The following is a 12,247-nucleotide window of genomic DNA, read 5'->3' as shown; positions in this document are numbered from 1 at the left end:
CGCGCCGGATTGCCTCGGGGTCCGCGGGGTACAGCAGGGGAGGAGGAACGCAGCCGCAGCAAGGAGGACCCATGGCGCCCGACGAGCGTGTCAGCGTGGTGGTGATCACCCACAACCGGTGCGAGGAACTCGAACGAACGTTGCGCCGGTTGGCCGCGTTGCCCGAGAGGCCGCGCGTCATCGTCGTCGACAACGCGTCGACCGACGGGACGGGCGACATGGTGCGTTCGTGCCATCCCGGTGTCACCCTTTTGACCCCGGGGGCCAACCTCGGCGCGGTCGGCCGCAACCTCGGTGTCGCGGCGGCCGACACGCCCTATGTGGCCTTCTGCGACGACGACACCTGGTATGACCCGGGGGCGCTGCGCTATGCCGCGGACCTCCTCGACGCACACCCCACGCTCGCGGTGGTGACGGGCAGCATCACCGTCGAGCCCGACGGGAGGCTCGATTCCATCTGTTCGGAAATGGCCGAATCACCGCTGGACCCCGCGCCCGGCATCCCCGGACATCCCCTGCTGAGTTTCCTTGCCGGTGTCTCGATCGTGCGCCGGGAGGCGTTCCTGTCCGCGGGCGGGTTCTCCGCCCGGCTGTGGCTCGGCGGCGAGGAGGAACTGCTGGCCTCCGACCTGGCCCGGGCCGGATGGCGGATGAGCTACGTCCCACAGGTCGTCGCCCACCATCACGCCTCCCCGCTTCGCGACGCGCACCTGCGCCGGCGTCACGGCATCCGGAACACGTTGTGGTTCACCTGGCTTCGACGCCCGCTGCCCAGCGCGGCCGTCCGGACCGCCCGCCTGCTGCGCCGACTGCCCCGGGATCGGGTGACGGCACAAGGCCTCGGCGACGCGATCCGGGGACTGCCCTGGGTGCTGCGGGAAAGAAACCCCGTGCCGGCCGGTGTGGAGCGAGGCTATCGACAGCTGGAAGACATGCAGCTCAACGGGACTGCCCGCAACTACGTGTCCTGACCGGCGGGTTAGCCTAACCCCATGAGCAGCCAGCGGATACCCGGCGGAGTGGTGCACAAGCTTCCGGCGGACCTGCGCGAGTCGCTGATCGGCAACGCCACGGCGCTCGCCGCATGGAAGGACATCACGCCCTTGGCGCGAAACGAATTCATCTGCTGGGTCGAGGATGCCAAGCAGGAAGCCACCCGGCAGCGGCGCATTCGCCGGACGCAGGAGGAGCTGGAGGAGGGCAAGCGCCGGCCCTGCTGCTGGCCCGGGTGCAGGCACCGCGAGCGTAACGGGAAATAGCGGCGGGTCAGCGGCCCGGCGAGCGGTAGAGCACCAGGCCGTTGCCCTTGTTGTCATAGACCACGGCACGGCGTTCGTGCGCGTCGTCGTACGGCCCGTTGACGATCCCGCCGCCGCTGGCCTCCACCGCCTTCGCCGCGGCGTCGACGTCGGCGGTCTTGATGCCGACGACGACCTGGCCCGGTATGGGATGGTCCACGGCGGTCGCCAGCGCCAGCGTGACGGGCCCGGCGTCGAGGGCGGCGAAGTGCGCCCCGTCGCGGAACTTCAGCGCCATGCCCAGCGTCTCGCTGTAGAACCGGATCGACTCGTCGAGGTCGTCGGTCGACAGGATGATCATTTTGACTTCGTGCTCACTCACGGCGCCTCCTCTGGCTGGATGGCATACAGACTATTCCGGGAGAAGGCGGGAAGCGGCGGTACCGATCGAACGACCAAGTCGCTGCGCCGCAAGGTCATTGCCGCGCGCTGAGCGTGTCGGGGCGCTGGGAATCAGCTGCGCCCGGCCGGAATGACCTGGCCGTCAAGGTAGTCCATCGGCGGCCCGTCCCCGTGTCCCGCGCCGTGGTCGGCCACCGCGGTGGCCATGGCGGTGTCGCCCTCAATGGTTCCGACGATGACGACATGATCGTTGGCCGTGAAATGGGAAGTGGCAGCGGCTGGTTGGCCCCCGTCACCGATGAGCGTGGTGTTGGGCGTGACGAGATAGGTCTGTGTATAGCCGTTGGCGCTGCGCGCGGTGACCGAGCCGGCTGACACGGCGACCACCGTGCCCTCTTGGCGAACCGGCTGCGACGCGGCCGGCGGCTCCTGACTCGCCTCGATCGTCCGCTTTTCGCTGTGCGGCGCGTTGAGCACCAAGGCTGCGCACGCCGCCGCGCACAGCAGGGAGCCGGACAGGATGTCACATACCGCCGCTGCGCCCGACCGCGGTCGCCGCGTCGGACCCACCGGAGTTCTTTGCTCCGGCGGCCCGGTCATCCGATGCTTGGCACCCACGATCAATCCTTCCCTGCGGTTTCGCGCCGACGACGGCCGGCGCCCACCGAATCAGGTTGTTGCTCGTGGTTTTACCCCCGGCGTTGCACGGATAAACCGGGCTGGGGAGTTGTGCCGGGTCGTCAGCCCTTGACGAGGGTGAATTGCGCGACGTCGGTGTAGCCCTCGCGGAACAGGTCGGCGCAGCCGGTCAGGTACTTCATGTACCGGTCATAGACCTCTTGCGACTGAATCGCGATGGCGTCGTCGCGGCGCGACTCGAGGGCGGCCGCCCAGGTGTCGAGGGTGCGCGCGTAATGCAGGCGCAGCGGTTGGTAGAGCTTGAGGCTGAAGCCGGCGCGGGTCGCGTGCTCTTCGACGGTCTTGGCGGCGGGCAGGTCTCCACCCGGGAAGATCTCGTCCATGATGAATTTCATGAACCGCAGTTTGGTCATGGTGATGGGCAGGCCCCGCTCCTCGAACTCTTCGCGGCTGGGCTGGATGATCGTGTGCAGCATCATCACGCCGTCGGCGGGCAGCGCCTCGTAGGCCATCTTGAAGAAGTCGGGGTAGCGGTCGCGGCCGAAGTGCTCGAAGGCGCCGATGGACACGATGCGGTCCACCTTCTCGTCGAACTGCTCCCAGCCCTGCAGCAGCGCCCGCTTGCTGCGCGGGCTGGGGTGCTCGTCGAGGCGGCGCTGCACGTGCGCCTGCTGGTTGCGGCTCAGGGTGAGACCGACGACGTTGACGTCGTACTGCTCGAGCGCCCGGACGATCGTCGTGCCCCAGCCGCAGCCGATGTCGAGCAAGGTCTGCCCCGGTTGCAGCCCCAGCTTGCCGAGCGACAGGTCGACCTTGGCGAGCTGCGCCTCTTCGAGGGTCATGTCGTCGCGCTGGAAGTAGGCGCAACTGTAGGTCCGCGTCGGGTCGAGGAACAACGCGAAGAAGTCGTCGGACAGGTCGTAGTGGGCCTGAACGTCGTCGAAGTGCGGCTCTAGGCTCACGGGCTCGCTGCGGTTTTCCGGCACAAACAACCTCTGACATCGGTGGGATTACCGGCGTGCCATCGCGGTCGACCGGCACGCCGGTGTTCCAGTGTATCCGCAGGGTCTACGGCGCCGAACCAGAGCATTCCTCCCGGTTGACTGGCTGCACCGCGATGGGACACCATGGCGCGAACCGCAGCGGTGAGGGAGGTGGGGCGTCGCGATGGCTGACATCACCATGTTGATCCTCGCCGACCACGAATGGTTCCGCGAACAGTTCGCCAAGCTGGACTATCTGCAGGCGCAGACGCCCGTCGACGAAAGCGCCCTGGCGCGCGTGTGGCGGCCGCTCGCCGACAAGCTGGACGTGCACGCCTACATCGAAGAGAAGATCTTCTATCCGCAGCTGCTGAAGCGGGTCGGCGATGACGCCGAGGGTGAGACGCTCGATGCGATCGGAGACCACAACGACATCCGCGACGGGGTGCGCGACGCCAACGCCGCCGGGGTGGGCACCGACGAATGGTGGGCGGCGGTCGGCCGCACCCGGGAGGCCAACGACGACCACATGGGCGAAGAGGAGCGCGAGGGGCTGTCGGACTTTCGTCGCACCGCTCCCATCGGCCTTCGCGAAGCGCTGGGCCGGCAATACGGCGATTTCATGGCCGAGCACCCCACCACGAAGGGTTTGCCGATCGTCGACCGGGACCCGCAGCGCTATGTCGAAGAAATCGAGTCCTCCCAATCGGAGGAGCGGTCGACGCCCAAGGATTATTCGCTTCGCATCGGCAGCCTGAAAGGTCAGTGAGTTCTTCTTGACCTAGCCCGGTCGCTACGATCGGCCACCGGCCGATGCTGACGACAAGCCGGATGGGAGTGCAACTTGTTCGGCCCACGGGACTTCTGGGTACGCAATTCGTCGATGAATGCTCGACGCCGCCGTGGAAGATGGGCACGTAACGAGATCAGGGTCGCCGATCCGGCCATGCGCCAGACCATCATGGGCACCGCCATCGGCAACTTCATGGAGTGGTACGACTTCGGGGTCTACGGCTACATCGCCACCACCCTCGCCCAGGTGTTCTACCCCGGCAAGAGTGTCAGCGGTGTCCATCTGATCGCGACCTTCGGAACGCTCGCCGCCGCGTTCGTGGTGCGTCCGCTCGGCGGCTTCATCTTCGGACCGCTCGGCGACCGCATCGGGCGGCATCGGGTGCTGGTGGTCACGATCCTCATGATGACGATCAGCACCAGCGTGACGGGTCTGCTGCCCGGCTACAGCGCCATCGGCATCTGGGCGCCGATCCTGCTGGTCGTCGCGCGCATATTCCAGGGGTTGTCGACCGGCGGTGAGTACGTCGGCGCGATGACCTACCTGGTCGAACAGGCCCCGGACCACAAACGCGGCAAGATGGTCGGATTTCTGCCGATGGGAAACCTGGTCGGGTTCGTGCTGGCCGGGATGCTGGTCACGGCGTTACAGACCTGGCTGCCGGACGACGACATGCTGACCTACGGCTGGCGGATCCCGCTGTTGCTGGGCGCGCCGTTTGGTCTGTTCGCGCTGTTCCTGCGGCTTCGGCTCAAGGAGTCGTCCGCCTACCAGAGCGCGACGGAGGGCACGCGCGAGTCGAGCGGGCGCCGGCAGCAATTCCGGCGCACGGTCCTCGACCAGTGGCGGGGATTGCTGATCTGTGCGGCGCTGGTGCTCACCTCCCAGGTCGCCGACTTCATGCTCACCGGTTACCTGCCGACCTACCTCAAGCTCTTCGTGCGGGCCGGCCACACCGCCGGTCTGGTGATGATCGTGTTGACGTTGGCGATCCTGATGGTCACGGTGGTGCTGGTGGCCAGCTTGTCCGACCGCATCGGCGTCAAGCCGATCATGTGGACGGGCTGCGCACTGCTGGGCGTGGGCTCGATCCCCGCGTTCCTGCTGATCCGCTTTGGCGGGATCTACCCGGTGATCTTCATGGGGGTGCTGCTGATCGGGCTGATGGAGCTGTGCTTCGACAGCACCGCGCCCGCCATGCTGCCCGCCCTGTTCCCCACCGACGTGCGCTACGGGGCGCTGGCAATCTCGTACAACATCTCGATATCCGCGGTGGGCGGCACCACGCCGCTGATCGCCCAAGCGCTGGTGTCGGGAACCGGCAACGTCATGGCGCCCGCCTACATGCTGATTTTCGGCGGCCTGGTCGGCGCGGTCACGCTGCTGTTCACGCCCGAAGTCGCGGGGAAGCCGCTGCCGGGGTCCGGGCCCGCGGTGGAAACCGAGCAGGAGGCGCGCGAGCTGGCCGAGGGCGTCCGGTAAACCACGCCGGCGAATCACATTGGGCGAACCGTTTTACGTGGCCGCTTGCCCGGCATGGCCGACGACGTTTAATTTCCGTTTCCCTGCCTATCTCTAAGGGATGCGGAGCGCCTTTCACCACCAGTTGGGCACGCTCACCCAACAACTCGGGGCGATGTGCGCGATGGCCGGTGATGCCATCGGGCTGGCCACCGAGGCGCTGCTCAAAGCCGACCTGGTGCTGGCGGAACGCGTCATCACCGGCCAGGCGGACGTCGTCGCCGTCAACACCGGCGTCGAGGAGACCGCCTTCGCATTGCTCGCATTACAGGCGCCGGTCGCCACCGACCTGCGTGCGGTGGTCAGTGCCATCCGTATCGCCGGGGACGCGCAACGGATGGGCGGCCTGGCTGTGCACGTAGCCGAGATCGCCCGCATGCGCCATCCCCGCAACGCCGTGCCGGACGACGTGCGCCACCACGTCGCCGAAATGGGTAGGGTCGCCAAGCAGTTGGCCTGTGGCGCCCGGGAAGTGTTGCTGGCTCAGGATCCCGGTCGGGCGGCGCAGATTCACCGCGACGATGATGCGATGGACGAATTGCACCATCAGTTGCTGACAGCTCTGATGGACCCCGGCTGGACGCACGGCGTTGCCGCCGCGGTGGATGTCACGCTGCTGGGTCGCTTCTACGAGCGCTTCGCCGACCACGCCGTGCAGATCGCCCGGCGGGTCATCTTCCAGGCGACGGGACGTTAGCGAAAATGCGTGCCGGCGAACGAGTTTCGGCGGCCCGTGTGAGACCCCGCCGCTTGGGTATATAGAGCTTGTGCTGTTACATCTCCGTCGTCCCATCGCCGCACCCGGGCCGGCGGCTTGATGGCGAAACCCAAGCCGGTTCCCGACGACCTGCGTCAGGTGGCCGCGGCACACGGGGTGGCCACCTCCTACCGAAATGAGCGGCGCGAGCCCGTGGAGGTCGACGCCGACGTCGTGATCCGTGTGCTCGGCCTTCTCGACGTCGACGCCTCGAGCGAAGCCGCCCGGCGACAAGAGCTGGCCCGGCTCGCGGAGCGCGACCGGGCCGGCGCGCTGCCACCCACCATCGCGGTGCGGTTGGATGGCCGACCCCGGCCCGTGCCCGGCGCCGCCCTCCTGGTGTCCGAGGACGGAGACCAGGCCGACGTGCGCGACGAGCTGCCCGGCGACCTGAGCGCGGGCTGGTATCGACTCCACCTGCGCGACGGTCAGGAGGCCACCGTGGTGGCCGCGCCGCCACGGGTGCCGCCCACACCGGCGACCTGGGGCTGGATGTTGCAGCTCTACGCGCTGCGGTCGGGTCGGTCCTGGGGCATCGGCGACCTGGGCGACCTGCGCGAGTTCCTGAATTGGACCGCCGCCGAACACGGGGCCGGCGCCGTGCTGCTCAACCCGCTGCACGCGCCCGGGCCGACGCACCCGGTGCAGCCGTCGCCCTACACCCCGTCCAGCCGACGATTCGCCAACCCGCTGGCCCTGCGCATCGAGGACCTCGACGCCTACCGCCGGGCCGACGCGGACACCCGCGCGGAGGTCGACGCGTTGCGGGTCTCACCGACCACCGAGCGGATCGATTACGACCTGGTGTGGGCGGCGAAGCGTTCGGCGCTGGAGCTGCTGTGGCGCGCCGAAGGGCGGCCGCACCCGCTGGATCCGTCGGCGGCCGGCGGCGGTTTGCGCGACTGGGCCACCTACTGCGCACTGGCCGAGCGGCACGGCGGCCGGTGGACCCAGTGGCCCGCACCGCTACATGACGTCGCCGGCCCGGGCGTGACGGCGGCCCGCCTGGAGCTGGCGCCCCGGGTGGCCTTCCATGCCTGGGTGCAGCAACGCTGCAACGAGCAGCTGACCGCGGTGCGCGACGCGGCCCGCCAGGCGGGCATGGCCCTCGGCGTCTTGCACGACCTCCCGGTCGGGGTGGACGCGAACGGCGCGGACGCGTGGGCCCTGGCCGACGTGCTCGCCACCGGGGTGAGCATCGGGGCGCCGCCAGACAACTTCACCCCGCGCGGGCAGGATTGGGGGCTGCCGCCGTGGCGGCCGGACCGCCTCGCCGCCACCGGTTACGCCGCATTGCGGGACATGCTGCGCGCGGTGCTCGCCCACGCCGACGGGCTGCGCATCGACCACGTCGCAGGGTTGTGGCGGTTGTGGTGGATTCCGCCGGGCGACGGCCCGGACCGGGGCACCTACGTGCACTACGACGCCGACGTGATGCTCGCGGTCCTCGCGCTGGAGGCGCACCGGGCGGGAGCCACCGTCGTCGGTGAAGACCTGGGCACCGTCGAACCGGAGGTGACCCAGGCGCTGGCCGACAACGAGATGCTGGGTTGCGCGGTGTCCTGGTTCACCCGCGACGAGTCGGCGCCGGGCGAGCCGCTGCTGCCGCCGGCGAAGTGGCCGTCGCGGGCCGCCGCCAGCCTGTCCACCCATGACCTGCCCACGGCGGCGGGCTTCCTGCGCGGCGAGCACGTGCGGGCCCGCGCGGCCCTTGGTCTGCTCGACGACGTGCCGGGCGAGCAGTCGGTGGCCGACAAGGAACGAGCCGAGTGGGTGGAGCTCCTGCGGTCCGAGGGGCTGCTTCCGGGCCCCGACGCGGACGAGCCGGCGATCATCACCGCGATGCACCGGTTCCTCGCGGCGACCCCGAGCCGCCTGAAGCTGATCTCGCCGTACGACGTGCTGGCCGAACCCCGGCAGCCGAACCTGCCGGGCACCGTCGACGAGTACCCGAACTGGCGGTTGCCCCTGCCGGAGACGCTGGAGGAACTGCGCGCCGACCCGAGGGTCGCCGAAATCACCGCCGCCTTCCGCGGCGCGCCGTAGCACCGGGCCAGACGGCATCCGTCACCCAGACGGTCGCGCGGGCGTAAGCGCTGCAGCGCTACCGCCGATTCGCAGCGGAACCACGATTAGCAATCGGTCGCCGCGGCTATTAGGAGAGGGCGTGTGGCGCGCCGACGGCGCAACGACAGGAACGGGGTACGAGCATGGAACCGATATCTCCGACGGATGCGCTGTTCCTCATCGGCGAGTCCCGCGAACACCCGATGCATGTGGGGTCGCTGCAACTGTTCGAGCCGCCCAAGGACGCCGGGCCCCACTTCGTCCGGGAGTCCTATCAGGCCATGCTCGAATGCACGGACGTGCAGCCGACGTTCCGCAAGCACCCGGCCTTCTTCGGCGGACTGACCAACCTCGCGTGGTCGTTCGACAAGGACGTCGAGCTCGACTACCACCTGCGCCGCTCGGCCCTGCCCGAGCCGGGCCGGGTCCGCGACCTGCTCGAGCTGGCCTCCCGACTGCATGGCAGCCTGCTCGACCGACACCGCCCGATGTGGGAGGCCCACCTCGTCGAGGGACTGCAGGACGGCCGGTACGCCGTCTACACGAAGTACCACCACTCGCTCATGGACGGCGTGTCCGCAATGCGGCTGTTGCAGCGCGCCTTCACCCCCGACCCCGAGGATGACGAGGTGCGCGTGCCGTGGAGTCTCGGGCCGCGCACGCGCGGCGGCGGGCGGAAACGGCAGTCACTGCTGCAGCGGGCGGGCCGCACCGCCGGGTCGGCGCTCGCATTGGCGCCGTCGTCGCTGAAGCTGGCCCGGGCCGCCCTGCTCGAACAACAACTGACGCTGCCCTTCCAGGCGCCGCGCAGCATGTTCAACGTCCGGATCGGCGGTGCCCGGCGCGTGGCCGCGCAGTCGTGGTCGCTGGACCGGATCAAAGCGGTCAAGTCGGCGGCCGGAGTGACCGTCAACGACGTCGTGCTCGCCATGTGCTCCGGCGCCCTGCGGGCCTACCTGCAGGAGCAGAACGCGCTGCCCGACGCCCCGCTGACCGCGATGGTGCCGGTCAACCTCCGCAAGGCCGACGACGACCGGGGAGGCAACCTGGTCGGAACGTTCCTGTGCAACCTGGCGACCGACCTGGACGACCCGGCGAAGCGGCTCGAAATCGTCAGCACCTCGATCCGCGACACCAAGGAGATCTTCCAACAGTTGCCTTCGGTTCAGCAGCTGGCCCTGTCGGCTTTCAACATCGGCGGCCTGTTCTTCGGCCTGATCCCCGGCTACCTGTCGGCGGCATCACCGCCGTTCAACATCGTCATTTCCAACGTCTCGGCCGGCCCCTCCGAGCCGCTGTACTGGCGCGGCGCCCGGCTGGATGGCAACTACCCGCTGTCCATCCCGCTCGACGGCCAGGCGGTCAACATCACAGTGACCAACAACGCCGACAACCTCGACTTCGGTCTGGTGGGCTGTCGCCGCAGCGTGCCGCACCTACAGCGGCTGCTCGGCCACCTGGAGACGTCGCTGAAGGACCTGGAACGCGCCGTCGGCGTGTGAGCGGCGGCTACGGCCTGGTGGTGTAGTCCAGGCACACGGTCGTGCCGTTGGGATGGGCGTTGATGGTGCAGTGATCCGCGAGCGCGTGCATCAGCGCGATGCCGCGGGACCGGCGCGGGTCGCTGAGGCGTTGCGGCGACGGATGGAGCCACGACCCACGGTCGCTGACGCAGACGCTGATCGATTGGGTGGCGGGGTCGTGGCTTGCCTGCAGTTTCATCGTTCCGGGCGTGCGGTGGCCGCGGTACGCGTGTTCCACACAGTTGGCCAGCGCCTCGTTGGCCCCCAGAATGATGTCGTCGCGAACCTCCGCCGGAGCCTCGGTCACCTCCTCGAGCCACCGCCGCAGGGCGCGGCGCAATTCCGCCGCGGTCACCGCGTCCGCGGCACCGGCGCAGGTCAATCGACCGGGCGTGACAACGATTGGTGGCAGCAGTGAAGTCATGCAGAAGGCATACCCAGTTGCGGCCGACCTGCTAACCCGCCGCCCGTCTCGCTTTGGCCACGGGCGGGTACAGGTTCGGAATCGAGTTGCCGTACAACGAGATACAGAGGGATCCTATGGACTTTCGCGCATTCATCGAGCCGCAGCAGGGCGCCCGCTACGCCGACCAGGTGGCCGTCGCCCAGACCGCCGAGCAGCTGGGTTTTGGGGCGTTCTTCCGATCCGACCACTACCTGGCGATGAGCGGCGACGGACTGCCGGGCCCCACCGACTCGTGGGTGACGCTGGGCGCGATCGCGCGGGAGACGTCGACCATCCGGCTGGGCACCCTGGTGACCTCCGCAACATTCCGCCACCCCGGTCCGCTGGCCATCGCCGTGGCACAGGTGGACGACATGAGTGGCGGACGCGTCGAATTCGGGCTGGGCAGCGGCTGGTTCGAAAAGGAGCACCAGGCGTACGGGATCCCCTTCCCGGCGCTGCGGGAGCGGTTCGACCGGCTCGATGAACAGCTGGCCATCATCACCGGGCTGTGGACGTCGGGGCCTGGCGAGACCTTCGACTACGCCGGCGCGCACTACACCATCACCGGGTCGCCGGCGCTGCCCAAACCGACGCAGACCCCACACCCGCCGATCATCGTCGGCGGCCTCGGCGCCAACCGCACCCCGCGGTTGGCGGCGAAGTACGCGGCCGAGTTCAACATTCCGTTCGCGCCGATCGACGTTGCCGAAAAGCAATACCAGCGGGTGGCGCAGGCCGTCGCCGCGGCGGGCAGGCCCGACGACTCGATGGTCTACTCGAGCGCATTCGTACTCTGCGCCGGCCGCAACAATCGCGAACTGACCCGCCGCGCCGCGGCGATTGGTCGCGACCTCGATGAAATGCGTTCGAACAGCGCACTGGTCGGCTCCCCCGCGGAGATCGTCGACAAGTTGGGCGCCTGGCGGCAGGTCGGCGTGCAGCGTGTGTACACCCAGCTTCTGGACCTGGCCGACCTGGCCCACCTGGAGTTGTTGGCGAGCGAGGTTATGCCCCAACTGCTCTGACGACCGTCAGGGGGATTCGGCGTCCGCGCGTTCCTCTTCGAGCCGGTCCTTGCTGCGGAGAAGCCGCAGCAGCGTCACGAACAGCAGCCCGCCGATCATGTTGCCGACAACGGTATAGCCGAACCAGCCCAGCCAGGTCAGATAACCGAACGGGGCATTCCCGGTGACGAGCGCGCCGAAGATCAGCAGCGAATCCAGGATCGAATGGAACAACCGCAGGCCGGCAAGCAGGAACGCGGCGGCCACCGCAGCGGCGATCTTGGCAGGCACCGAATCGGTGCCGTGTTGCATCCGGGTCATCAGGGTGATGACCATGCCGCCGAGGATCGCCAGCACCATGCTCTGGCCGGACAGCGGTGCGGTGGCGAAGTGGGTGCCGGACTCGATGGTCTGCGCGTGCAGCTCGGGGAAGCCGATCATGATCAGCCACATGATCACCCACCCGCCAACCAGATTCGCGAACAGGGTGCCGCCCCACAGCTTGGCCAACTGGCGCAGGCTGGCGCGCTTGGCGACAACGGTCACGACGGGAATGATGAAACCCTCGGTGAACAGCTCGCTGCGGCCCAGCAGCAGGGCCAGGAAGCCGATCGAGAACGCCAGCCCGGCCAGCAGCGGTCGGTGGGTGGCGTCCAGCACGGACAGGTAGGCGAGCACACCGATTCCCACCTCGGTGCCGCCGAAGAAGCCGGTCACCAGCACGCCACGCCAGGTGCGGTGCAGGCGCTGGGTTCCCTCGCTCAGCATCCTGCTGAACGCGTCCTCGAGCTCGTCTTCGATCGGGCTGTCGGTCTGTCCGAGCTGGCGCTGGGTGGTGTCACTCATGGTGGATGGCCTGATACCCGTTATTC

General features: G+C 68.6%; 13 protein-coding genes. 8 read left to right on the top strand and 5 right to left on the bottom strand.

The genetic code is table 11. From position 1 onward, the window contains the following. Positions 1-71: 71 nt before the first annotated feature. Both ACEL92_RS00840 and ACEL92_RS00835 read left to right on the top strand, forming a co-directional pair. Complete coding sequence (locus ACEL92_RS00840; RefSeq protein ID WP_374023797.1) at positions 72-971, top strand: glycosyltransferase family 2 protein; 900 nt, start codon at positions 72-74, stop codon at positions 969-971. 21 nt (positions 972-992) lie between these two features. Further along, positions 993-1,259: a YdeI/OmpD-associated family protein gene (locus ACEL92_RS00835; protein WP_374023796.1), complete on the top strand. Its 267-nt coding sequence runs from the start codon at positions 993-995 to the stop codon at positions 1,257-1,259. A gap of 7 nt (positions 1,260-1,266) precedes the next feature. On the opposite strand, the gene ACEL92_RS00830 is transcribed toward ACEL92_RS00835, so the two are convergent. The 3 genes from ACEL92_RS00830 to ACEL92_RS00820 form a co-directional block, all read right to left on the bottom strand. Continuing rightward, positions 1,267-1,620 (bottom strand): VOC family protein, encoded by a 354-nt coding sequence (locus ACEL92_RS00830; protein ID WP_374023795.1) that lies wholly within the window; start codon positions 1,618-1,620, stop codon positions 1,267-1,269. A 131-nt stretch (positions 1,621-1,751) separates the two neighbouring features. Beyond that, positions 1,752-2,258 (bottom strand): hypothetical protein, encoded by a 507-nt coding sequence (locus ACEL92_RS00825; RefSeq protein ID WP_374023794.1) that lies wholly within the window; start codon positions 2,256-2,258, stop codon positions 1,752-1,754. 122 nt (positions 2,259-2,380) lie between these two features. Then, positions 2,381-3,265 (bottom strand): cyclopropane mycolic acid synthase family methyltransferase, encoded by an 885-nt coding sequence (locus ACEL92_RS00820; RefSeq protein WP_374023793.1) that lies wholly within the window; start codon positions 3,263-3,265, stop codon positions 2,381-2,383. Positions 3,266-3,446: 181 nt separating this feature from the next. Between ACEL92_RS00820 and ACEL92_RS00815 the strand changes: the two genes are divergently transcribed. The 5 genes from ACEL92_RS00815 to ACEL92_RS00795 all read left to right on the top strand — a co-directional run bounded on the left by ACEL92_RS00815 (position 3,447) and on the right by ACEL92_RS00795 (position 9,902). Beyond that, positions 3,447-4,031, top strand: coding sequence for a hemerythrin domain-containing protein (locus ACEL92_RS00815; protein ID WP_374023792.1), 585 nt, complete (start codon positions 3,447-3,449; stop codon positions 4,029-4,031). 177 nt (positions 4,032-4,208) lie between these two features. Continuing rightward, positions 4,209-5,537, top strand: coding sequence for an MFS transporter (locus tag ACEL92_RS00810; protein WP_374023791.1), 1,329 nt, complete (start codon positions 4,209-4,211; stop codon positions 5,535-5,537). A gap of 100 nt (positions 5,538-5,637) precedes the next feature. After that, positions 5,638-6,273, top strand: a complete 636-nt coding sequence (gene phoU, locus ACEL92_RS00805) for a phosphate signaling complex protein PhoU (RefSeq protein WP_374023790.1) — start codon at positions 5,638-5,640, stop codon at positions 6,271-6,273. 120 nt (positions 6,274-6,393) lie between these two features. Continuing rightward, positions 6,394-8,379: a 4-alpha-glucanotransferase gene (locus ACEL92_RS00800; protein WP_374023789.1), complete on the top strand. Its 1,986-nt coding sequence runs from the start codon at positions 6,394-6,396 to the stop codon at positions 8,377-8,379. 164 nt (positions 8,380-8,543) lie between these two features. Beyond that, complete coding sequence (locus ACEL92_RS00795) at positions 8,544-9,902, top strand: wax ester/triacylglycerol synthase family O-acyltransferase (RefSeq protein ID WP_374023788.1); 1,359 nt, start codon at positions 8,544-8,546, stop codon at positions 9,900-9,902. Between the two features lie 7 nt (positions 9,903-9,909). Here ACEL92_RS00795 and ACEL92_RS00790 read toward each other — a convergent pair whose 3' ends face one another. Beyond that, on the bottom strand, positions 9,910-10,347 hold the full coding sequence (locus ACEL92_RS00790; RefSeq protein ID WP_374023787.1) for an ATP-binding protein: 438 nt from the start codon (positions 10,345-10,347) through the stop codon (positions 9,910-9,912). Positions 10,348-10,463: 116 nt separating this feature from the next. On the opposite strand from ACEL92_RS00790, the gene ACEL92_RS00785 reads away from it, so the two are divergent. Then, entirely contained in the window at positions 10,464-11,396 is a 933-nt protein-coding gene (locus ACEL92_RS00785; RefSeq protein ID WP_374023786.1) for an LLM class F420-dependent oxidoreductase, read from the top strand. Between the two features lie 6 nt (positions 11,397-11,402). Here the strand turns inward: ACEL92_RS00785 and ACEL92_RS00780 are convergent, their stop codons facing one another. Then, the gene (locus ACEL92_RS00780; RefSeq protein ID WP_374023785.1) at positions 11,403-12,221 is read right to left on the bottom strand and encodes a formate/nitrite transporter family protein; all 819 of its coding nucleotides are present in this window, start codon (positions 12,219-12,221) and stop codon (positions 11,403-11,405) included. Positions 12,222-12,247 lie beyond the last annotated feature (26 nt).

Origin of the sequence: Mycobacterium hainanense (assembly GCF_041890355.1) — a bacterium.
GTDB classification, from domain to species: domain Bacteria; phylum Actinomycetota; class Actinomycetes; order Mycobacteriales; family Mycobacteriaceae; genus Mycobacterium; species Mycobacterium hainanense.
The sequence above is the reverse complement of the archived record's forward strand: the minus strand, read 5'-3'. Positions and strand labels throughout refer to the sequence as shown.

Coding starts and splice junctions, on each gene's coding strand:
- ACEL92_RS00795 (WP_374023788.1), top strand. CDS start 8,544: ATGGAACCGATATCTCCGACGGATGCGCTGTTCCTCATCGGCGAGTCC.
- ACEL92_RS00835 (WP_374023796.1), top strand. CDS start 993: ATGAGCAGCCAGCGGATACCCGGCGGAGTGGTGCACAAGCTTCCGGCG.
- ACEL92_RS00780 (WP_374023785.1), bottom strand. CDS start 12,221: ATGAGTGACACCACCCAGCGCCAGCTCGGACAGACCGACAGCCCGATC.
- ACEL92_RS00800 (WP_374023789.1), top strand. CDS start 6,394: ATGGCGAAACCCAAGCCGGTTCCCGACGACCTGCGTCAGGTGGCCGCG.
- ACEL92_RS00785 (WP_374023786.1), top strand. CDS start 10,464: ATGGACTTTCGCGCATTCATCGAGCCGCAGCAGGGCGCCCGCTACGCC.
- ACEL92_RS00815 (WP_374023792.1), top strand. CDS start 3,447: ATGGCTGACATCACCATGTTGATCCTCGCCGACCACGAATGGTTCCGC.
- ACEL92_RS00840 (WP_374023797.1), top strand. CDS start 72: ATGGCGCCCGACGAGCGTGTCAGCGTGGTGGTGATCACCCACAACCGG.
- phoU (WP_374023790.1), top strand. CDS start 5,638: ATGCGGAGCGCCTTTCACCACCAGTTGGGCACGCTCACCCAACAACTC.
- ACEL92_RS00790 (WP_374023787.1), bottom strand. CDS start 10,347: ATGACTTCACTGCTGCCACCAATCGTTGTCACGCCCGGTCGATTGACC.
- ACEL92_RS00810 (WP_374023791.1), top strand. CDS start 4,209: ATGCGCCAGACCATCATGGGCACCGCCATCGGCAACTTCATGGAGTGG.